Here is a 21,958-nt window from a genome sequence, read left to right as displayed (position 1 = left end):
ATAAAAATGCAAAAACTATTTTCCTGTTTTTTATTTTTTAGGTGTTGCTTTATCAGCAATAATTCTAGTTTCTTTATTGGCTACTTCCCAAGCCGTATGAAAAACCAAACGTGTTCTATTTTCTAACAATTCGTAATTAATTTTATCTGGTGTATCAGTTGGTTTGTGATAATCTACATGCGTACCATTAAAATAGAAAATAATAGGCACATTGTTTTTTGCAAAGTTATAATGATCTGATCTATAGTAAAAACGATTCGGATCATTCTCATCATTATATTTATAATCTAAATTAATATTGGTGTATTTCTTATTAATCTCTTCAGATAAATTATGCAATTCTGTACTCAATTTATCAGAACCAATTAAGTATACATAATTTGGGTCTTCTTTATGCCTATCATCAGTTCTACCAATCATATCTATATTCAAATCGCAAACTGTATTTGCCAAAGGAAATAAAGGATCAACGTCTGCATAATATTTAGAACCTAACAAGCCTTTTTCTTCTCCAGTAACGTGCAAGAATAAAATAGAACGCTTTGGGCCCATGCCTGCTTTTGTTGCCATTTGAAAAGCCTCTGCAATTTCTAACATGGCTACAGTTCCAGATCCGTCATCATCTGCGCCATTATAAATTTTTCCTTTTTTAACACCTTCGTGATCTAAATGTGCAGAAATCACTACTATTTCATCTGGTTTTTCAGATCCTTTAATAAAAGCTACTACGTTTTCAGAATCTTTAAATGTTCCTCTACGTGTATTTTTATTAATCCACTCTGCAGGTACTTCTTGAAAATAATCATCACCTCCTAAAGGGGAAACAATTTCTTGATTTACATAAAAATTCTTTAAATATTCTACTGCTTTTTTCTGTCCAGGTTCACCTGTATTTCTACCTTCAAACTCATCTGAAGCATAGGTAAAAAGATGAGCACCAAGATCTTTGGCTGTAATTGTTGCTGCATATTTTTCGGATTGATCTACATTTACATCTTCTGTAACATTTTTTGTTGAACCACAAGCAAAAAAAGTGATTGTTCCAAAGACAAATAGTATTTTTTTCATTGATTAACTTTGTTTAGTTTAGTACTGAATTAATTCCAAAAATAACAAAAAGTTTGTCCCCAATCAAAATTACTTTCTCTTGATTACGAACTGTTGTAATTCTTTATTAAAGTTTACAATATCTTTTGGAAACAAGTTTTCAAACGCATTTTGTTGAATAAGATCACTGGGGGTACCTGTTAAAATTTTATCATTTGTAAATAACATCATTTCATCAGCAAACTGTATGGATAAATTTACTTGATGAGAAGATAAAATAATTGTTTTTTCAGTTTCATCTACCAACTTTTTTAATAAAGAAAATATTTTAATAGTATGATGCAAATCTAAGTGTGCAGTAGGCTCATCTAAAATAATAAGCTCTGTATCTTGTGCTAAAGCACGTGCAATTAAAACGCGTTGCAATTGCCCATCACTCAATTCGTAAAAGAATTTATCTTTTAAATGTTCAATCTCGGTCTGTATAATGGCCCAATTTATTTTTTCAATATCTTTAGATGATAATTTATCTATCCAATTGGTATAAGGTTGTCTGCCCAGTGCTACCAATTCTAAAACCGTAATTTGACTTTCTGGCAAACGCTCTGTTAATACCAAGCTTAAGGTTCTAGAAAGTTCTGAATTAGAAATTACTGCTATATTTTTTTGGTTGATAAATACTTGTCCGTTTAAAGGTTGTTGAACTTTAGAAACCGTTCGTAATAATGTAGATTTTCCTATTCCGTTTTTGCCCAAAACAGCAACGAATTTCCCTTTTTGAATAGAAACATCAATACTTTTTGCAACAACTATTTGTTTTTTTTTAGATTGATATCCTATGGATAAGTTTTCGGTTTTTAATACAATATGTTTCGTTTTATCATTCATAAACGGGCTAGTTCTTTTCCTTTCAAAAAAAATGGGATGAGCTTTTAAATATAGATTTTCTTTTTTCTAATTAATAACCAAATTACAACAGGTGCCCCAAATAACGATGTAATTGCGTTTATGGGCAATGTAAATTCGCTTGATGGTAATTGTGCAATAATATCACAACCCAATAATACAATTGCACCAAAAATAGCCACAGCTGGTATTAATATTTTATGATTTGATGTAGTAAAAAACAAGCGAGCAATATGGGGTACAGCCAAACCTACAAAAGCAATTGGACCCGAAAAAGCAGTAATAACTCCTGTTAAAATACTAGTAAGTAACAAAATAATATTTCTATTTCTTTTGATGTTGATGCCTAGACTTTTCGCATAATTTTCGCCCAATAAAAAGCTATTTAAGGGTTTTATTACAGCTAAAGTTCCTAAAATACCTATAAAATAAATACCACTAAAAACGGTAATTTCACTCCAAGATAAATTACCAAGACTACCAAAACTCCAAAATAAATACTGTTGAATTTGCTCGGCCTCAGAAAAGTAAGCTAAAACACTAATTACTGCTGATGTTAAGCTACCAAACATTAACCCAATAATTAAAATAGACATCGTATTTCTAACCTTATTTGCGGCTATAATTACTGCTGATAATACTAAAAAAGCACCCAAACTTGCAGCAATGGGTAAAGACCAATTTGAAACCGATGATGTTAAAAAAAATCCTCCAAAAACAGAAGAACCTAAAATTAAAATAGCAACTCCTAAACTTGCACCCGACGAAATGCCTAAAACAAAAGGCCCAGCTAATGGATTACGAAATAGCGTTTGCATCAATAAACCACAAATAGATAAACCAGAACCTACTAAAATTGCAGTAATAGCTTTTGGTAATCGAAAATCAATTATAATAGTTTGCCAACTTTCTTTGGCAAGATTTCCTCCTGTAATTACTTTAAAAACAGCCTCAAAAGGAATACTAACAGAACCTAAACTAATATTCACAAAAAATAAAATCAGTAGTAAAACTAATAAAACTATAAAATGTTTTGTGTGGTTTGTATTTTTCATTTTATGCAAGACTTCATTAGTTTTTAAAACCTATGAGGTCTATTTTAATTTGTAATTCTTTAAAAACTCAACCAATTTTTGAATGGCAATTCCTCTGTGAGAAATTTTGTTTTTTTCTATTGATGACATTTCTGCGAAAGATTTTTGATATCCTTCAGGTTTAAAAATCGGATCGTATCCAAAACCTTTTTCGCCTTGTTTTTGTTTTAAAATATCGCCTTTGCAAATGCCTTCAAAAAGAAATTTTTTATCATTTATATTTAACGCAACAGCAGTTCTAAATTGCGCTTTTCTATTTTCTTTAGCTTCTAATTCTAATAATAATTTAGCCATATTATTTTCAGAATTTACAGGTTCACCAGCAAAACGTGCAGAGTAAACCCCTGGTTTTCCACCTAAACTTTCTACCTCTAAACCAGTATCATCAGCAAAACAATGGTAACCAAATTTATTAGTAATATAATCTGTTTTTAATTTTGCATTGCCTTCTAAAGTAGTTTCAGTTTCTTCAACTTCATCAAAACAATTGATATCTTTTAAACTCAATAATTCTATAGAATTTGGCAACATTTCTTGAACTTCTTTTAACTTATTTAAGTTGTTTGTGGCAAATACGAGTTTCATTGTTTTGAATTGCAGATTTTTAATAGCACAAAGTTACAAAGTTTTTAAGGTTTGAAAGTTAAAAACAAGAGCGTTTAAAAAAATTCTAAAAATGATAAAAATCATTGATTTATAAATATAAAACTAGCTTATTTTTTACAATCATAAAATGGCTATAACCCAAGCTGTATGTGATATTTGTTACAGATAAAAGCTTTATAAGTTTGTTAATTTGTAGTGTAAATTAAGCTATTAAATTTTTGAGTATTACTCAATAAAAATATAAAACAAATGAAATACGTTATTATTGGAGGTGTTGCTGGTGGTGCAACTACAGCTGCGCGTTTAAGAAGAATTGATGAAAACGCAGAAATTATTATATTAGAAAAAGGACCACATATTTCTTATGCAAATTGTGGATTGCCTTATTATATTGGTGGAATCATAAAAGACAGAAATAAACTTTTAGTACAAACTCCAGAAAGTTTTAATGCACGTTTTAATATCGATATTCGTATACATTCAGAGGTTACTGCTATAAATTCTGAACATAAAATTGTTGAAGTAAGAAAAACACAATCTGGTGAAACTTATACAGAAACGTATGATAAATTAATTCTGTCTCCAGGAGCTTCCGCTATAAAACCACCAATACCTGGCATTACTTCTCCAAACATTTTTACGTTACGTAATGTTAAAGATACCGATAAAATTAAAGCATTTGTAGATGATGAACATCCAAGAACTGCAGTTGTTGTTGGTGCAGGATTTATTGGTTTAGAAATGGCAGAAAACCTACATCATATTGGCGTTAAAGTAACTGTTGTAGAAGCATCTAGCCAAGTTATGAATATGATGGATAGTGAAATTGCAGCGCCTTTGCATCAGCATTTTAAAGAAAAAAATGTGGGGTTGTTTTTAGAAGATGCTGTAAAAAAGTTTGTACCAAATGGAGCCCTTACAGAAGTTCATTTAGCTAGCGAAAGAGTTATTAAAGCCGACTTTGTAATATTATCTATTGGTGTAAAACCAGATACTTTTTTAGCCAAATCTGCAGGAATTAAAATCGGTGAAACTGGTGGAATTTGGGTAGATGAGTACTTACAAACCTCTAAAGAAGATATTTATGCTGTTGGTGATGCAATTGAATTTCCTCATCCTATTTCTGGCAAACCAAGTTTGGCTTTTTTAGCAGGGCCAGCAAATAAACAAGGACGTATTTTAGCAGATAATATGGTTTTTGGCCATAAACGAAAATATGAAGGTTCTATTGGTACTGCTATTGCAAAAGTGTTCGATTTAACTGCTGGAAGCACTGGTTTAACACATAAAGGTTTAAAAGCTTTAGGATTGAAACACGAAAGTACTATTGTAAATGCGGGTTCGCATGCAGGTTATTATCCTGGAGCCAAACAAATGATTATAAAAATTAGTTTTAACCCTGATAATGGTAAATTATTGGGTGGACAAGTGGTTGGTTATGATGGTGTTGACAAACGTTTAGATTTGTTAGCAACTACAATTAAAAATGGCGGAACAATTTACGATTTAGAAGAAATAGAACACGCTTATGCACCTCCTTTTAGTTCTGCTAAAGATCCTGTAAATCAAGCTGGTTTTAATGCAGAAAATATTATGAATGGCTTTTTTAAACCTTTATCTCCTTTTCAATTTAAAAGACTAAGTTTAGAGGATTCTTTTGTACTTGATGTTCGTACACCAAAAGAATATGCTTTAGGTGCTATAGTTGGCGCTGTAAATATAGAAGTGGATGCTTTAAGAAATCATTTAAATGAAATACCTAAAAACAAAAAATTGTTAATTTATTGTGCTGCAGGATTGCGTGGTTATATTGCTGCACGTATTCTTCGTCAAAACGGCTTTGATGATGTTTACAATCTTTCTGGAGGGTTAAAAGTTTATAATCAAACAATGGCAGAACAATCTAACGCTATTTTTTATGAAGTAAATTAGGCAAAAAAGTAGTTTTGTTTTAAGAGTATCATTTCCTCAAAAATTTCCTTTCCCTTTGGGAAGAATAAGAGGTGTTTTTATTCATGATGATAAGGTTCATTCCTTAAAATTGTAAATCCTCGATACAATTGTTCTACAATAAATAAACGAATCATTTGATGGGAAAATGTCATTTTAGATAATGATATTTTCCCAACAGATTTTTTATAAACTGCTTCAGAAAAACCATAAGGACCACCAATTACTAAAACCAATTGTTTAATTCCAGAGTTCATTTTCTTTTGTAAGTATTTAGAAAATTCTATAGATGTAAAATGTTTTCCCTTATCGTCTAACAAAATCAATTGATCTGTATTTTGCAATTTATTTAAAATCAAATCGCCTTCTTTTTCTTTTTGTTGTTGTTCAGATAAATTCTTAACATTTTTAATGTCTGGGATAATTTCTAACTCAAACTTTATATAGTGTTTCAATCTTTTTTGATACTCATCAATCAATTGAATTAAATGTTTATTATCGGTTTTACCAATCGCTAAAAGTTTAATTTTCATATTTCAAAATTACGAATTATGATTTTATAATTACAGATGATTTGACCTAATTCATCATTCGTAATTTATAATTAAAATACTATTTTTACATCAGAATTTAGAAAGTATGATATCAGAAGCACAGTTTCAAAACGAGTTAGACTTAATTATAAAAAATGCCATTAGAGAAGATATTGGTGATGGAGATCACACCTCATTGTCTTGTATTCCTGCTGATGCAAAAGGAAAAGCAAAATTATTGGTAAAAGACGAAGGAATTATTGCAGGTGTTGCATTTGCCAAACAAGTGTTCAATTATGTAGATGCTGAATTACAGGTAGAAACGTTTATCAACGATGGTGATGAAGTTAAATATGGAGATATTGTTTTTCATGTTGCTGGTAAATCTCAATCTATTTTAATGGCAGAACGTTTGGTATTAAACGCTATGCAAAGAATGAGTGCTATTGCTACTAAAACTGCTTTTTTTGCTAATTTGTTAAAAGGCACAAAAACAAAAGTATTAGACACCAGAAAAACTACTCCAGGAATTAGAGCTCTAGAAAAATGGGCTGTAAAAATTGGTGGTGGAGAAAACCACAGGTTTGCGCTGTATGACATGGTAATGATTAAAGACAATCATATTGATTTTGCAGGCGGAATTACACAAGCCATTACCAAAACCAAAAAATATTTAGCAGATAATAAGATTGATATAAAAATTATTGTAGAGGCTAGAAGTTTAGAAGAAATTAAAGAAATTCTTTCTGTAGATGGCGTTTATAGAATTTTAATAGACAATTTTAATTACGAAGATACTAGAAAAGCAGTGGCATTAATTGGTCATAAATGTTTAACAGAATCTTCTGGTGGCATTAATGAAAATACCATAAGAAAATATGCAGAATGTGGGGTAGATTATATTTCTTCTGGTGCTTTAACACATTCTGTTTATAATTTAGATTTGAGTTTGAAAGCAATTGATTAAATGAGTGAAAATTATTTTCAAGACGAGGAATTCTCTAAAATTGATTTTACCAAAACAAAAATCATAAAAGGAGAATACGATAATTGCACTTTTAAACATTGCAATTTTGAAGGCGTTCATGCCTCTAATTTACAATTTGTAGAATGCGAATTTATCGATTGTAATTTTAGCAACACCGTTGTAAAACATACTGCTTTTAAAGAGGTAAATTTTAAAAATTGTAAATTAATGGGTGTGAAATTTAATGAATGTGATGCGTTTTTATTACAATTTTCGTTTCAAGATTGTCAACTTAATTTTTCATCATTTTATCAACTAAAAATACCCAATACCAATTTTGTAAATTGTAATTTAGAAGAAGTTGATTTTACAGAAACGTATTTAAGTAGCTCACTTTTTGATAATTGTAGTTTAAAAAACACCCGTTTTGAAAATTCAAATTTAGAAAAGGTAAATTTTAGCTCATCATACCTTATTGAAATTAATCCAGAAGAAAATCGATTAAAAGGTGCCAAATTTTCTAAAGAAAATGTTTTTGGATTATTATCAAAATATAAATTGATTATCGAATGAAAAAACAACTTATAATACTATGGTTTGTTATTGGCATAATTTCTTGTCAAGAAAAAAATCAAACCATTTTTTTACATGCTTTGCATACAGAAAAGGTAGAAAAACTAAATCTAAAAATAGATAAAAAAGGAGAATTTACCTCTTACAATTACGTCCATCAAAAAGATACTCTTAATAATATAGATTTAAAATACTATACTAAAGAGGATGTGTTGATGATAGAAAAGGATACATTTTTAGTGACTAAAAAAAAGTACGTCACCAAGAATTACGACTACAAAATGTATCAAAAAAACGAAATGAATACTCCTCTTAGAACGCTAGTTTTTGATAAAAAATACGGACTTTTGTGTAGCACAGGTTTTGGAGCAGATTTTCTGTTTTTTAAAGATTCGTTACCATTGCCAGAAACAAAATTAATTTTTAAACAAATAATATTGGAATTGAACAAAATTGATAAGTAGTTTTTTATTAGATAATAGTTTAGTTATATTTTTTAAACCCATACAATAGAATACGTTAAATATAATATCCATTTTATAACTAAAATATTTGTATCGCTTTTTTGAATTACAAACCCAATTAGAAATTGCAAATAATTTAGAATATATTCAACAAAAAAGATTCCGTAAATTGCATGAATTCTCAAGAAAAATTGTAAAAACGTTATCAAATTTTAATAGAAGTTTAAAATAACTTTGTAATTTAAATACTTAGTAACTTAAAACAATGACAAAGGAAATAGAAGACAAACTTGATAAAATACCAGTAGTTTGTGCTTTGGTGCGTTTTGGAAAACGCATTAAAGTACCAGGTTTAGAGGGTATGTCTTTATATGATGTTATAGAAATGTACTTTATTGGTATTGTAGAAGGTGCTTTAACAACCAGAGCTGGAGGTATTGCCTATAGTTTTTTCATGGCAATTTTTCCGTTTTTGCTGTTTGTGTTAACTTTAATTCCTTTTTTGCCTATAGATGGTGCACAAGAAGGTTTGCTTTCTGTTATTGGTGATGTGCTGCCACCTAAAACCTTTGATGCTGTAGATTCTGTAATTATTGATATTATAAAAAACCAATATGGAGGATTGCTTTCTTTCGGTTTTTTGGCCTCACTTTTTTTAATGACAAATGGTGTAAATGCCATTTTTGGCGGTTTTGAATATTCGTATCACGTAAAAGAAATACGTAATGTGTTCCGTTCTTATTTTATAGCCATGTTAGTTACGTTAATAATCGTAGCTTTTTTATTGATTACTGTAGTTCTTATTATTTTTTTCGAGTTATTCTTAAAAGAAATTGTAACCTTAGGTTGGTTAGAAGACAACTTAATTTGGCTACAATTGGGCAGAGGTTTCATATTTTTAAGTATGATTTTTATTACAGTTTCCATCCTCTATCAATATGGAGTTAAAGAAGCCAAACACTCGCGGTTTTTATCACCTGGCGCAGTTTTTACCACACTTTTATCTATTCTTACCTTTTATTTGTTTAGCTATTATGTTACAGAATTTGCCAAGTATAACGAGTTGTATGGCTCTATTGGTACTTTGTTAATTTTAATGTTATTCATTTGGCTCAATGCCATAATTCTCTTATTAGGTTTCGAGTTAAATGCATCTATTTACGCTTTACGAAGACGAAATAAAACCTTTGTAACCCCTAAAAAATTATAACTTTTCACGATATTTGCACTCGCAATTTTAAATTTTAGAGGTTGGTTTTTAGTATCGATAACAAAAAACCAAAAACTAGAAACTAAAAACTACTGAATGAAACCAAGCATCCCAAAAGGTACAAGAGATTTTTCGCCTACAGAAGTAGCCAATCGTACCTATATTATCAATACGATTAAAACTGCTTTCGAAACTTTCGGATTTCAACCGATAGAAACGCCGAGTTTTGAGAACTCGTCAACTTTAATGGGAAAATATGGCGAAGAAGGTGATCGCCTGATTTTTAAAATTTTAAATTCTGGGGATTATTTAGCTAAAGCTGATGAAAAATTATTGACTGCAAAACAAAGCACAAAATTAACACCTTTTATCTCAGAAAAAGCACTCAAATACGACCTCACTGTACCCTTTGCAAGATATGTTGTACAACATCAAAACGAAATTACATTTCCTTTTAAACGTTACCAAGTACAACCTGTTTGGAGAGCAGACAGACCACAAAAAGGACGTTTTAGAGAATTCTATCAATGTGATGCAGATGTTGTAGGTAGTACATCTTTATGGCAAGAAGTTGAGTTTATACAATTGTATGATGCTGTTTTTACAAATTTAGGTTTGGCAAAGACCACCATCAAAATGAACAATCGAAAAATATTATCTGGAATTGCAGAAGTTATTGGAGCGCAAGATAAATTGATTGATTTTACAGTTGCTTTAGACAAGTTAGATAAAATTGGACAACAAAAAGTAGAAGCAGAAATGCTATCTAAAGGAATATCTGAACAAGCCATACAAAAAGTACAGCCTTTGTTTTCTTTTGATGGCAATAATGAAGAAAATTTAGACGCTTTAGCAGCATTATTAGCCACTTCAGAAGAAGGTTTAAAAGGTGTAGAAGAATTGCGTTTTGTAATCAATTCTATCTCAGAATTGGGTTTACAATCTGCTAAACTAGAATTGGATGTAACTTTAGCAAGAGGCTTAAATTATTATACAGGTGCTATTTTTGAAGTTTCTGCACCTAAAGGCGTAAAAATGGGTTCTATTGGTGGTGGAGGAAGATATGATGATTTAACCGCTTTATTTGGAGTTAAAGCGCCATTAAGTGGAGTTGGAATATCATTTGGATTAGATAGAATTTACCTAGTTTTAGAAGAATTAGGTTTGTTTAAAACTGTTGATTTGCCTAAACCTAAAGTATTATTTGTGAATTTTGGTGAAGCAGAAGGTTTGTATTGTATGAAAGCTATAACTCAATTAAGAGCACATGGAATTAAATCTGAATTATTTCCAGATGCTGCCAAAATGAAAAAACAAATGAATTATGCCAACAAGCGCGAAATTGAATTTGTAGTACTTGTAGGTTCTCAAGAAATAGAAAACAATGCGTTTACTTTAAAAAATATGATTTCTGGAGCGCAAACAAAATGTTCTCTATCAGAATTGATTAGTCACTTAAAATAAGAAATAAAGCCGTAAATTTGCTTACTCTAAAAGTGTATTTGAAATGTTTGAATTGAAGAACAAAATGAATGACGAAAGAACAGAAGAAATTGGTGAAAACCACATAGCAACATCCGCTAAAACACCACTTAGACCTGATGCTTTTGATATTTCTGATGAAGAAAAAATAGCCAAAATCCAAGAAAGTGTAAAAGATATTTTAAACACGTTGGGTATGGATTTAACAGACGATAGTTTACAAGGTACTCCTAAAAGAGTGGCAAAAGCTTTTGTAAACGAAATTTTTATGGGCTTAAACCCTAAAAATATGCCTAAACCATCAACTTTTGATAATAATTACAATTATGGAGAAATGTTGGTTGAAAAAAACATTGTAGTATATTCAACTTGTGAACATCATTTGTTACCAATTATTGGTAGAGCTCATGTGGCTTATATTTCTGATGGAAAAGTAATTGGTTTATCAAAAATGAACAGAATTGTAGAATACTTTTCTAAAAGACCTCAGGTTCAAGAACGATTAACTATGCAAGTTGTACAAGCAATGCAAGAAGCTTTAGGTACAGATAATGTGGCTTGTGTAATTGATGCAAAACATTTGTGTGTAAATTCAAGAGGTATTAAAGACATTGAAAGTTCTACAGTTACTGCTGAATTTGGTGGTAAATTTAAAGAACCAGAAACCAAAAGAGAATTTTTAGATTACTTAAAAATGGATACTAATTTCGATTAGCTCTAAAGCTTCTTATGCTGAATTTAGCTTCATCATTTTATATTATCTTTTAAAAAAAATAACCAAACCATTTAGAAAATTTCTAAATGGTTTTTTATTGGCTTAATCATAAACCTTAGTTCTATTTAAAAATCAATAGTAATTCAATTTTATATTGATTACAGTGCTTTTAACGTTTTACTTGGTTTTGCAATGTTGGTTATAATTCTAATATGTACGTTCACTAAATAAACACTTTACCGTTTTTAGAGTGAGGCTGTTTATTCTAATATTCTTAAAAAAATAGAAACATAATACAATCACGTTAAAATAAAAACAACACCAGCAACAGTTCGCATTATTTTTTCTATTTTGGAAATTCTATTATAAAATATTCCAATTTTCCCAGCTGTAAATGCCAATAAATAAGTAAAAAGAAGCACTGGTAATCCTGTTCCAAATGCGAATACAATGGGTAAATAAAGTCCGTCTGCTGATGCAATAGTTATTGGAATCAACATACCAAAAAACAATGCGCCACTATAAGGGCAAAATGCCAAAGCAAAAACCACACCTATTAAAAAAGAACCTAAAAGACCTTTGTCTTTAAATTTTTCAGATAGTTTTTCTTGAAAGTTTGATTTTCCTAAAAAATTGAGCTTGATAATATTTAGCATAATCAAGCCAATGATGATTAATAAAGGCCCTAAATATTTCTCTCCATTCTGATTAAAAAAGCGAGAGATATAAAATTTATTTGCTCCAAAATATAATATCAAGCCAATTGTAGTATAACTAAATCCTCTACCTAAAGCATAAAGTAATCCGCTTAAAAATACGTTTCGTTTACTAGAAATGTTTTTAGAAATAAAAGCTGTTGCAGTAATATTAGTTGCCAAAGGACAAGGATTAATGGCTGTCATTAGTCCGAGTATCAATGCCGACAAAATAGGAATGTTGTAATTCTCTAAAAGCGATTGCAAAAAATCCATTTAGAGCATTTTTAATTCGGTATCTATTTTTGCTTTCAATTCTTTAGAAAATACCGCTTGATCATTGCCATTCATAAAAGCAAAACTCGTTAAATTTATTTGGGTTTCTTTTCCGTTTTTAATCACATTTAAAATTAAAGAAGTACCTGAGGCCTCAAATTTTTCAGCAATCTTTTCATTCTCTTTTTCATCTATATTAATAACTTTAAACGTAATTTTATCTTCTTTTAGTTCAGATGCAAAAAAGGTTTGTAATGTATATTTTGTATTTGCCTCAATAGCATTACAAGTCATACATCTATGAGTTGAGTGAAAATCAAAAACTTCAATTTTTGAAACGTTTTTATCCAAAGAAGCTTTTTTACTTTTATTATTACTATTACAGGATATAAGTAATAGCCCCATTGCTAAAACTGCGAAAATTTTAATTGTATAATTCATTTATCTTTTATTTTATAATAGGATGTTAAATAAATAACCTGAAATGATGATGCAAAGCGTAACGACTGCAAAAAAGATGGCAATCAACTTTAAGGTCATTACTTTTTTTAATAACATGGCCTCTGGTAATGAAAGCCCTACAACTCCCATCATAAAAGCGATTGCAGTTCCTAGAGGAATTCCTTTAGCAACTAATACCTGAACTACTGGAAGTATGCCAGAAGCGTTTGAATACATTGGTACAGCTAAAATTGTAGCAATAGGTACCGCAAAAAGGTTGTCCTTATCCATATATTTTTCAAAAAATCCTTCAGGAATATAGCCGTGCATTAGTCCACCAATTGCAATTCCGATAATTACATAAGGAATAATACCTTTAAGAATTTTTATGACTTCTGCCCAGATAATTGGCAAACGTTGTTTAAAGGTTTGTTTTTCTGCTTGAAAAATATCTTGTTCTCTTTGGGCGTTTTCTAAAACTTGTTTAACCCAAGGTGTTAAATAGGTTTCCAATTTTAATTTTTGAAGTATTACACCAGAAATTGTACCTAACAAAATACCACTAACCACATAAATTATGGTTGTTTTAATACCAAATAAGCCAACAAAAAGTCCGATAGCAACTTCATTTACCAAGGGTGAAGTAATCAAAAATGAAAAAGTGACACCTAATGGAATTCCTCCTCTTACAAAACCAATAAATAAGGGCACTGAAGAACAAGAACAAAAAGGCGTTACAACACCAAAAAGACTTGCCATAAGGTATTCTAAACCGTATAATTTATTTCTTGACAGATAGTTTTTTACCTTATCAATGGGAAAGTAGCTGTTAACAATGCCCATAAAAAAGATGACAACAAAAAGAAGTATTAAAATCTTTGTGGTATCATACATAAAGAAATTTAAAGCTTCTGCTAGGTGTTGCCCTTTAGTTAATCCTAAAATATCGTAAACAAACCAATCTGCAATATGTTGTATCCAATCAAACATAAATTATGAGCAACAGCTGCTGGTATTAGAACAACAACTGTCGTCAGAATTTTTATCAACAATAGACTCCTTTGTTTTTATGAGCGCTAAAACTTCGTCTTTTGCAGGAACTCTACCTTTTATGGTAACCACGTTATCTATTACCAAAGCTGGTGTGCTTATTACATTAAATTCCATAATTTCCATAATTTCTTCCACTTTTTCAATAGTAGCATCAATATTATTTGCTGAAATAACATCTTTAACTACAGCTGTCATTGATTGGCATTTTGGACATCCAGTCCCTAAAATTTTAATTACTTTGGTCATCATATTTACATTTGTTTATCGCCAATATACGATAAGGTTATCAAAAAAATATCAATCAAAAAATTCCTGAAATAATGTTTTTGCAATTTTCCAGTTTTCTTGATTGATACAGTACTTTATTTTTGGCGGTTTTAATTCACCTTGAATTAAACCTGCGTTTTTTAATTCTTTTAAATGTTGTGAAACCGTTGATTGAGAAATTGGTAAAACATCAACCAAATCTCCTGTAAAACAACACGATTGATTTTCAAGATGTTTCAAAATAGCAATACGAGTGGGATGTGCTAAAGCTTTCGCAAATTTTGCCAATGCTTTAGTATCGTTTTTATATTCTATTTGTTCTAAACTTCTTTTCATATTTCTAATCGTAAATGTACGATAGCTATTTGAACTTTAAGATGATTTTTATCATATTGTTATCTTAATTTATTCAAAATTCTTTTTCCTTCAAGTGATGAGATTTCTTCTAAAACAACTCTGGTTCCTATATTTGTATGAGTTGTTACACTTATAAAATATTCATATCCATTATTCAGTTCAATTTCCACATTTCCACTTCTAGTATAGGAAGTTCCGTTTATTTTTATTTTACCTTCTTTCCTTATTTTTTTTGTAATAATATTATTTTCTGAAATCTTGAACTTCTCATTACCATAAGTTAAAGTATAGGTTCCACCAACAAGACCTGCCTTCATATAACTATAACCACTAGGTATTTCTCCTTTACATATAAAATGAACCAAGGCATAATCTGCGTTTTCATCAAATAAATTATTACTACTTGCCCATAATTCTTTCATTTTTTCAGTGTTGTTATAAAAAAAACGTCCTTTTAATCTGTAACAAGAACTACCAAAATTAGGCTCTTTCATTTCGTCTATCAAAACAATATTGGCATTGTTTATTTTTGCTGCGTTTTTGGCATTATTTAAAACCTCTTCTTTTGAGCACTTTGTTGAAAAACCTGAATCTCCTATTTTCAAATCACCTATTTCTTTAGATTCTTTGGGAAGTTTGTTTTCATTATAAAAAATAAAAACTTCATTATTACTCAAATTTTCACGCTGGTAATTGTTTGTTAAATTTATTTTCAAAGAAGTACCACAAGAAGTAAGAATGATACTAAAACATGTAATTCTAATAACTTTAATTAATTTCATTTTTTTCTTTAATTTTTGCAAACGTATTTATAGTAAATTAAGTTACGGATTTATATGGGTTAATTTTCGATTCGTCAAAAACCTTAGCAATTCTGAGTATTTTTGGCCGTAATCAAATTCCTTGTAATTGCGGTTATACATTATTATATTAGGGCATTTATTTTTCCTTTAATTCTAGCCATTGTTCATACGTTACCACTCGTTTTTCATCATTTCCTTTTGTTTCGCCAGGTAAAATTCCAATAAATTCAAGATAATGTCCATCTGGATCAGAGAAATATATGGATACTGCTGGCATCCAACAAAAAACCATTGGCTTTTCATTATCGTCTTGAAGGAAATTCCAAAAGTTTAAATTATTTGATTTTAAAAAATCAATAGATTCATTTATAATCCATTCAGGGTCACATTCAAAAGCGAAATGTCTTAAGTCGATTTCTTTCTTTGGTTTTTCCCATAAGCCGAGCATTGCTTTTTTGTCTTTTCCTATCCAGAAAAAGGCGGTTCTTCGTTCTGCTCCAAATCGACATTGTTTTAAACCAAGAACGTTGGTGTAGAATTGGATTGAGTTTTCTAAATTTTCAACGTACAAATGCGTTTCGTATAGCCCTTTTATCATATCTATGGTTCTGGTTTTTCTTAAATATCGTACTCTGTTTTTGTACAAGGTTTATTGTTTAAATTTACCGAAAAATAATCAATAAAATGGCCTTTTACGCTAGCGAGATTGTTTCACAGAAAACCTTAAAAACAATAATTTTACACCTTGTTCCCAAATGGCATTTTTTCAGGTGATACATTCAGTTCCGTTAATATTCTATTCAATTCAGAAAGCGATTTTTCCTCGATTGCTTCTGTATGGATTTTTAATTGTTTCGTTTCCGTTTTTAGAATATAATCACTAGCAAACTTTTTTATCAACTTTATTTCTTTCAGATTTACTTTTTTCACAAACCCGTAAAGTACGTTTTTACGGATAGTTCCGTTTTCAATGGTCAAATATTGGTTTTTTAAACAATATAAATAATTACCAATAAATAAAAGCCCTATAACTAAATATAAATAACCAGACCATGATAGATTATTACCTTCTAAGACTTTAAAAATTCCAAGTCCGTCCCAAACTATTCCAAACATTAAATTAGCGTAGATTACTTTTTTCTTATATATTATTTTCATAGTGTTTGGGTTTCTATTTTTTGCAAACTAAATTATAGACCAACTTTATGCTAAAAATAAAAAAACCATAGCAAAAATTGCTATGGTTTTTAGATATTATAAATATCAACTTAATAAAAGAAATTTTTATTTCTTGTTACCAGCTTCCATTTTCTTCTTTAATGCTGCAAGACCACCAATATCTCCTAACGTAGTTTTTTCTGCATCTTGAGATTTTTTAGCTTGTGCTTTAATGTTCTTACGCTCTTGCTCTTTAAAGATAGAAGTGTGAGATACTACTACTCTTCTGTATTCTTTAGAGAATTCTAATACAATAAATTTCAAAGTTTCACCTTTACCTAATTTAGTACCATCTTCTTTTTCTAAGAATCTGCTTGGTGCAAAACCTTCTACTCCATCAGCAAAAGTTACTACAGCTCCTTTATCATTTTTGTCTTTTACAACACCTTCATGAATAGAACCTATTGCATAAGTAGCTTCGTGAGCATCCCAAGGATTATCTTGAGTTTGTTTATGACCTAAGTTTAATTTTCTGTTTTCAACATCTAATTCTAAAACTTGAACATCTAACTTCTGACCCACAGTTACAAAATCTGATGGATGCTTAATTTTCTTAGTCCAAGATAAATCAGAAATATATACTAAACCATCAATACCTTCTTCTAACTCTACAAAAACTCCAAAGTTCGTGTAATTTCTTACAGTACCTGTATGCGTAGAACCTACTGGGAATTTAGAAGTAATATCTGTCCAAGGATCTGGGTGTAATTGTTTGATACCTAAAGACATTTTACGGTCTTCTCTATCTAAAGTTAAGATTTGAGCTTCAACTTTATCACCAACTTTTACGAAATCTTGTGCAGAACGTAAGTGTGTTGACCAAGACATTTCAGAAACGTGTATTAATCCTTCAACTCCTTGCTCTACTTCTACAAACGCACCATAATCAGCTAAAACAACAACTTCACCAGTTACTTTATCACCAACTTTTAATTCAGCATTTAAAGCTTCCCAAGGATGAGCAGATAATTGTTTTAAACCTAATTGAATTCTAGATTTATTATCATCAAAGTCTAAAATTACAACGTTCAATTTTTGATCTAACTCAACAACCTCATTTGGATGATTGATTCTAGACCATGATAAATCTGTAATATGTACTAAACCATCAACACCACCTAAATCAACAAATACACCATAAGAAGTAATGTTTTTAACCACACCTTCTAATACTTGTCCTTTTTCTAACTGGCCAATGATTTCTTTTTTCTGTAATTCAATATCTGCTTCAATAAGCGCTTTATGAGATACAACAACGTTTTTAAACTCGTGGTTGATTTTAACAACTTTGAATTCCATTGTTTTCTCTACATATTGATCGTAATCTCTAATTGGTTTTACATCAATTTGAGAACCTGGTAAAAATGCTTCGATTCCGAAAACATCTACAATCATACCACCTCTAGTTCTACATTTTACAAAACCGTTAACAACTTCACCAGTTTCATGCGCATTATTAACACGTTCCCAAGCTTTAATTACTCTCGCTTTTTTGTGAGATAATACCAATTGACCAGAAGAATCTTCTCTTTTATCAACTAAGACCTCTACTGTATCACCTACAGATAAACCTTGGTTGTAACGAAATTCGTTTAAAGAAATTACTCCTTCAGATTTAGAGTTGATGTCGATAATGGCATCTCTATCTGTAATTCTAATTACTTTTCCTTCAATAACATCGCTTTCATTTACAAAACCGATAGTACCTTTTAAAGCTTCTTCAAACTCTTTTAATTTTTCTTCATCAACTTCATCAATACCTTCTTCGTATTTGTGCCAGTTAAAATCAGCTAAAAATTGTTGTGGATCTACAGCTGGAGTTGCTGTTTCTTGTACTTCTGCAGCAACTACTTGCTCTTCAGTGTTTTTTGTTTCTTCAGACATTCCTGAAAATAAAATTTGTATCCTGTTGTTTTTCAGATTTTTAACGATAAAAACATCAAGAGATGTTTTATAAATTTGTTTTTTATAATTCCTTTTTTAAATCTGTTCTCGTAAAAAGGTTGGCAAATGTACAAAAAATCATTGATTTTTAATGATTTAGAACCAAATAATTCGTTTTAATTCTGATTATATTTGCATCTGATAATCATACACTTATGAAAACTCCGATTCAAATATTTCTTTTTTTTATGTTGATGCCCATTTTTTCTTGCAAATATGAGTCAACATCTGTAGTAAAACATCACAAATCTCATGAAAAAAGCAGAGCAAATGTTCCTTTTTCTGATGCAGTTCAGGTTGATCATTTGTATTTCTTAACGGGTCAAATTGGTAAAAATCATACAACAGGAAAAATAGTACAAGGTGGTATTGAAGCCCAAACTCAACAAGCTATTTTAAATATTGAAGCAGTTTTAAAACACCATAAATTAACCTTAAAAGATGTTGTAAAATGTACTGTTATTCTTGTTGATATTGAAGATTTTTCTAAAATGAATACAATTTATAGTACTTTTTTTACGGATAATTTACCTGCAAGAACTACATTTGCAGCCAATTTGGTAGCAGGTGCAAAAATTGAAATTGAAGTAGTTGCAGTAAGAAAGTAGATGATGGATAAAAAGACAAAAGAGTTAGTAGATAAAGGGATTATGCTTCCACTAATGGAAGAATTTTACACCATTCAAGGTGAAGGTTCACATACAGGAACTGCTGCTTATTTTATAAGAGTTGGTGGTTGTGATGTAGGTTGCCATTGGTGTGATGTTAAAGAAAGTTGGAATGCTGATTTGCACCCACCTACTCTAGCAGATAAAATTGTTGAAAACGCCAAAAAATATGCTGATACAGTTGTTATTACTGGTGGTGAACCTTTAATGTGGTCTATGGATTACTTAACAAATTTACTGCAAAAAAATCATCTAAAAACACATATTGAAACTTCTGGAGCCTATTCTTTTTCTGGTAAATGGGATTGGTTTTGCTTATCACCAAAAAAAACAAAATTACCTTTAGACGAAGTATACCCAGAGGCAGATGAGTTAAAAATGATTATCCACAACAAATCAGATTTTGATTTTGCTGAGCAAGAAGCTGCTAAAGTTTCTGAAAAATGTCAATTATTTTTACAACCAGAATGGAGTAAAAAAGAAAAAATGACTGATGAAATTGTGCAATATGTTATGAAAAATCCGAAATGGAAAATCTCTTTACAAACGCATAAATATTTAAACATTCCTTAAAATCAGCACTTGTTTCAGTATCTTTTTTTGAAGCTATTTCCTACTTTCAGCACTCGCTTTTTTTGCTGAATTTATTTCAAGTTCTTGCTATTATAAGAATGTAATTTTAATAGCAAAAACAGCTACAGAATCGAGATCAGCATAAAAAAAGATCAAACAAATGCTTCAATCAGGGTAGACCTATCTGCTAACTTTTAAATTTCAGAAAGTTTTTGTTCTACTAAACTACAAATTCTTTCAAATTGCTCTTCAATTCCCATATCAGAATTATCAAATTCAATAGCGTCATCTGCTTTTACTAATGGCGAATCTTCTCTGGTAGAATCAATTTGATCTCGTTCTTGCACATTAAACAAAATAGCGTCAAAATTTACATCATCTCCTCTATCCATCAATTCTTTATATCTTCTTGTAGCTCTTTTATCGGCAGAAGCAGTCATAAATAATTTCAATTCGGCATTCGGAAAAACAACAGTTCCAATATCTCTACCATCCATAACAATTCCTCCAGATTCTCCCATTTGCTGTTGTTCTGCTACCAACTTTTTACGAACCTCAGAAATCGTTGCCACTTTACTTACTAATTGAGAAACCTCTAAAGTTCTTATTTCTTTCTCAACATTTTGTCCGTTTAAAAACATTTCTGCAAAACCAAGTTTGCTATTATATTGAAAAGAAAGTGAAATATTAAATAGGTTGGCAATAAGTTTTTTATGATCTAAAAAATCGGCACCTACCAAACCATTTTGTTTTGCAAATAACGAAACAGCTCTATACATTGCACCAGTATCAACATAAATATAATTGTATTTTTTAGCCAATAATTTAGCGATTGTACTTTTTCCTGTAGATGAAAATCCGTCTATAGCTATGGTAATTTTTTTATTCATTATCTTTTATCTAAATCAATTTGTAAACTAAAAGTACTTGCATTTGTAGCAGAATGAAATTTAGAATATGCGTAATTAAACTTTATTTTATTCATTTTTATCCCAAAACCATACGATATTCCACCAAAAGTTCTTACGTTTTGTAATTTTAATTCAGCTGCTCTTCTAAAATTATATCCTACTCTTATATTAATTGCACTTTCTGGAAATAACTCAGCCCCAATTACAAAATGTCTAGATGCATTGGCTAAAAAACCAATTTCTTGCTCAGTTACATTGCCTTCTAAATCTGTTGTTTGTTCTGAAGGATTTGGAACAGAAACATCCCATTGTTGCAAATTATCTAAGGTTAAATACCATTTTAAAGGAACATATTCTAATCTGTAAGAAGCCCCAACTGCTACCTTAAAGGGCAGCTCTTCATTTGTTCCATTAAATGATTTAATTTGTGTACCCACATTTCTGGCAACCACTGTAAAAGAATACGGTTTATAGGGTGAATAATACAAAACAGCAAAATCAGCCGCAATTCCAGAAGATGTAAAACTATCTATATTAGAAGTGATTACCTTAATATTGGCACCGAAAAATAAATTGGTCCAAGGTAAATTTCTTGCATAACCAATAGAAACTGCAATATCACTTGCACTAAAATTACCAGTTTCATTTCCTTCTGAATCTGCACCAATTAAAGTACCATAATTTAGGTAATTTATACTTCCATGAAGGGTTCCAAAACGTCTAGAAATAAGTTTAGCATAAGACAATGAACCAATATTTATACCCGCCAAATAATTAGAATAATTTAAAGAAACTTTATTATCTATATTTTCATTTATAGTAGCAGGATTCCATATAGGTTGATTTACATCATCCACCAAGGTTAACACTTCACCACCTAAAGCAATCTGTCTAGCAGAAGTAGACAAATTCAAAAATTGGTATACATTTTCACCTCCAACTTGTCCAATAATCGATAAATAAGATAGTAAAAAACTAAAAAAAAGTATTTTTTTGATATTCATTCAATCTATAAATAACTGTACGTATACAATAACGAAAATACTTTAATATATTACAAGATAGCAACAAAAAATATAAAAATCTTATTTTTAATAATGAAATACTTTAAAACAATAATGAGGAAGAACCAGATTTTTGATGGATAAAATAAAAATTGATTTTACCAATCAAACATCAACAAAAAGTTAAAAATACAGTTTTAA

The 21,958-nt window shown here is 30.1% G+C and carries 26 protein-coding genes; 10 read left to right on the top strand and 16 right to left on the bottom strand.

Going from position 1 to position 21,958, the window contains the following annotated elements:
- Positions 1 to 30 precede the first annotated feature (30 nt).
- The 4 genes from SJY27_RS00370 to SJY27_RS00355 all read right to left on the bottom strand — a co-directional run bounded on the left by SJY27_RS00370 (position 31) and on the right by SJY27_RS00355 (position 3,632).
- Entirely contained in the window at positions 31 to 1,068 is a 1,038-nt protein-coding gene (locus tag SJY27_RS00370) for a M28 family metallopeptidase (RefSeq protein WP_397446258.1), read from the bottom strand.
- A 69-nt stretch (positions 1,069 to 1,137) separates the two neighbouring features.
- On the bottom strand, positions 1,138 to 1,935 hold the full coding sequence (locus SJY27_RS00365; protein ID WP_397446257.1) for an ABC transporter ATP-binding protein: 798 nt from the start codon (positions 1,933 to 1,935) through the stop codon (positions 1,138 to 1,140).
- Positions 1,936 to 1,979: 44 nt separating this feature from the next.
- The gene (locus tag SJY27_RS00360; protein ID WP_397446256.1) at positions 1,980 to 3,008 is read right to left on the bottom strand and encodes a FecCD family ABC transporter permease; all 1,029 of its coding nucleotides are present in this window, start codon (positions 3,006 to 3,008) and stop codon (positions 1,980 to 1,982) included.
- Positions 3,009 to 3,047: 39 nt separating this feature from the next.
- Entirely contained in the window at positions 3,048 to 3,632 is a 585-nt protein-coding gene (locus SJY27_RS00355; RefSeq protein WP_397446255.1) for a non-canonical purine NTP diphosphatase, read from the bottom strand.
- Between the two features lie 270 nt (positions 3,633 to 3,902).
- Between SJY27_RS00355 and SJY27_RS00350 the strand changes: the two genes are divergently transcribed.
- The gene (locus tag SJY27_RS00350) at positions 3,903 to 5,585 is read left to right on the top strand and encodes an FAD-dependent oxidoreductase (RefSeq protein ID WP_397446254.1); all 1,683 of its coding nucleotides are present in this window, start codon (positions 3,903 to 3,905) and stop codon (positions 5,583 to 5,585) included.
- Positions 5,586 to 5,662: 77 nt separating this feature from the next.
- Here the strand turns inward: SJY27_RS00350 and rlmH are convergent, their stop codons facing one another.
- A complete protein-coding gene (gene rlmH, locus SJY27_RS00345) occupies positions 5,663 to 6,136 on the bottom strand; it encodes a 23S rRNA (pseudouridine(1915)-N(3))-methyltransferase RlmH (protein ID WP_397446253.1) in 474 nt (157 codons plus the stop codon).
- A 106-nt stretch (positions 6,137 to 6,242) separates the two neighbouring features.
- On the opposite strand from rlmH, the gene nadC reads away from it, so the two are divergent.
- The 7 genes from nadC to folE all read left to right on the top strand — a co-directional run bounded on the left by nadC (position 6,243) and on the right by folE (position 11,547).
- On the top strand, positions 6,243 to 7,103 hold the full coding sequence (gene nadC, locus SJY27_RS00340) for a carboxylating nicotinate-nucleotide diphosphorylase (RefSeq protein WP_397446252.1): 861 nt from the start codon (positions 6,243 to 6,245) through the stop codon (positions 7,101 to 7,103).
- Entirely contained in the window at positions 7,104 to 7,676 is a 573-nt protein-coding gene (locus SJY27_RS00335; protein WP_397446251.1) for a pentapeptide repeat-containing protein, read from the top strand. It begins immediately after the preceding gene.
- Positions 7,673 to 8,140 carry a hypothetical protein gene (locus SJY27_RS00330; RefSeq protein WP_397446250.1) on the top strand — a complete coding sequence of 156 codons (468 nt, stop codon included), beginning with the start codon at positions 7,673 to 7,675 and terminating at the stop codon, positions 8,138 to 8,140. The genes SJY27_RS00335 and SJY27_RS00330 overlap by 4 nt, the downstream gene beginning before the upstream one ends.
- An 88-nt stretch (positions 8,141 to 8,228) precedes the next feature.
- Complete coding sequence (locus SJY27_RS00325) at positions 8,229 to 8,372, top strand: four helix bundle protein (protein WP_397446249.1); 144 nt, start codon at positions 8,229 to 8,231, stop codon at positions 8,370 to 8,372.
- Between the two features lie 33 nt (positions 8,373 to 8,405).
- A complete protein-coding gene (locus SJY27_RS00320; RefSeq protein WP_397446248.1) occupies positions 8,406 to 9,350 on the top strand; it encodes a YihY/virulence factor BrkB family protein in 945 nt (314 codons plus the stop codon).
- 96 nt (positions 9,351 to 9,446) lie between these two features.
- The gene (gene hisS / locus SJY27_RS00315; RefSeq protein ID WP_397446247.1) at positions 9,447 to 10,814 is read left to right on the top strand and encodes a histidine--tRNA ligase; all 1,368 of its coding nucleotides are present in this window, start codon (positions 9,447 to 9,449) and stop codon (positions 10,812 to 10,814) included.
- 43 nt (positions 10,815 to 10,857) lie between these two features.
- The gene (folE, locus tag SJY27_RS00310; protein ID WP_397446246.1) at positions 10,858 to 11,547 is read left to right on the top strand and encodes a GTP cyclohydrolase I FolE; all 690 of its coding nucleotides are present in this window, start codon (positions 10,858 to 10,860) and stop codon (positions 11,545 to 11,547) included.
- A gap of 299 nt (positions 11,548 to 11,846) precedes the next feature.
- Here the strand turns inward: folE and SJY27_RS00305 are convergent, their stop codons facing one another.
- From SJY27_RS00305 to rpsA, 9 genes are all read right to left on the bottom strand, one after another.
- On the bottom strand, positions 11,847 to 12,518 hold the full coding sequence (locus SJY27_RS00305; protein ID WP_397446245.1) for an aromatic aminobenezylarsenical efflux permease ArsG family transporter: 672 nt from the start codon (positions 12,516 to 12,518) through the stop codon (positions 11,847 to 11,849).
- A complete protein-coding gene (locus SJY27_RS00300) occupies positions 12,519 to 12,959 on the bottom strand; it encodes a nitrophenyl compound nitroreductase subunit ArsF family protein (protein ID WP_397446244.1) in 441 nt (146 codons plus the stop codon). It abuts the gene before it with no gap.
- Positions 12,960 to 12,971: 12 nt separating this feature from the next.
- The gene (locus SJY27_RS00295; RefSeq protein WP_397446243.1) at positions 12,972 to 13,949 is read right to left on the bottom strand and encodes a permease; all 978 of its coding nucleotides are present in this window, start codon (positions 13,947 to 13,949) and stop codon (positions 12,972 to 12,974) included.
- A gap of 3 nt (positions 13,950 to 13,952) precedes the next feature.
- Positions 13,953 to 14,258 carry a thioredoxin family protein gene (locus tag SJY27_RS00290; protein WP_397446242.1) on the bottom strand — a complete coding sequence of 102 codons (306 nt, stop codon included), beginning with the start codon at positions 14,256 to 14,258 and terminating at the stop codon, positions 13,953 to 13,955.
- A gap of 51 nt (positions 14,259 to 14,309) precedes the next feature.
- Entirely contained in the window at positions 14,310 to 14,615 is a 306-nt protein-coding gene (locus SJY27_RS00285) for an ArsR/SmtB family transcription factor (protein WP_397446241.1), read from the bottom strand.
- Between the two features lie 59 nt (positions 14,616 to 14,674).
- Positions 14,675 to 15,418, bottom strand: a complete 744-nt coding sequence (locus SJY27_RS00280) for a hypothetical protein (protein WP_397446240.1) — start codon at positions 15,416 to 15,418, stop codon at positions 14,675 to 14,677.
- Positions 15,419 to 15,575: 157 nt separating this feature from the next.
- Positions 15,576 to 16,085, bottom strand: a complete 510-nt coding sequence (locus tag SJY27_RS00275) for a VOC family protein (RefSeq protein ID WP_397446239.1) — start codon at positions 16,083 to 16,085, stop codon at positions 15,576 to 15,578.
- A gap of 92 nt (positions 16,086 to 16,177) precedes the next feature.
- Positions 16,178 to 16,597 carry a hypothetical protein gene (locus tag SJY27_RS00270; protein ID WP_397446238.1) on the bottom strand — a complete coding sequence of 140 codons (420 nt, stop codon included), beginning with the start codon at positions 16,595 to 16,597 and terminating at the stop codon, positions 16,178 to 16,180.
- A gap of 126 nt (positions 16,598 to 16,723) precedes the next feature.
- Positions 16,724 to 18,541 (bottom strand): 30S ribosomal protein S1, encoded by a 1,818-nt coding sequence (gene rpsA / locus SJY27_RS00265; protein WP_397446237.1) that lies wholly within the window; start codon positions 18,539 to 18,541, stop codon positions 16,724 to 16,726.
- Positions 18,542 to 18,789: 248 nt separating this feature from the next.
- On the opposite strand from rpsA, the gene SJY27_RS00260 reads away from it, so the two are divergent.
- Positions 18,790 to 19,209 carry a RidA family protein gene (locus tag SJY27_RS00260; RefSeq protein ID WP_397446236.1) on the top strand — a complete coding sequence of 140 codons (420 nt, stop codon included), beginning with the start codon at positions 18,790 to 18,792 and terminating at the stop codon, positions 19,207 to 19,209.
- 3 nt (positions 19,210 to 19,212) lie between these two features.
- Positions 19,213 to 19,842, top strand: a complete 630-nt coding sequence (locus SJY27_RS00255; protein ID WP_397446235.1) for a 7-carboxy-7-deazaguanine synthase QueE — start codon at positions 19,213 to 19,215, stop codon at positions 19,840 to 19,842.
- A 194-nt stretch (positions 19,843 to 20,036) separates the two neighbouring features.
- On the opposite strand, the gene cmk is transcribed toward SJY27_RS00255, so the two are convergent.
- Together cmk and porQ are read right to left on the bottom strand one after the other, a co-directional pair.
- On the bottom strand, positions 20,037 to 20,732 hold the full coding sequence (cmk, locus tag SJY27_RS00250) for a (d)CMP kinase (RefSeq protein WP_397446234.1): 696 nt from the start codon (positions 20,730 to 20,732) through the stop codon (positions 20,037 to 20,039).
- A complete protein-coding gene (gene porQ / locus SJY27_RS00245; RefSeq protein WP_397446233.1) occupies positions 20,732 to 21,757 on the bottom strand; it encodes a type IX secretion system protein PorQ in 1,026 nt (341 codons plus the stop codon). Before porQ ends, cmk begins: the two co-directional genes overlap by 1 nt.
- Between the last annotated feature and the right edge of the window lie 201 nt (positions 21,758 to 21,958).

Source organism: Polaribacter sp. R77954 (assembly GCF_044595335.1).
Classification (GTDB): Bacteria; Bacteroidota; Bacteroidia; order Flavobacteriales; family Flavobacteriaceae; genus Polaribacter.
This window is presented reverse-complemented; position numbering and strand designations above follow the sequence as displayed.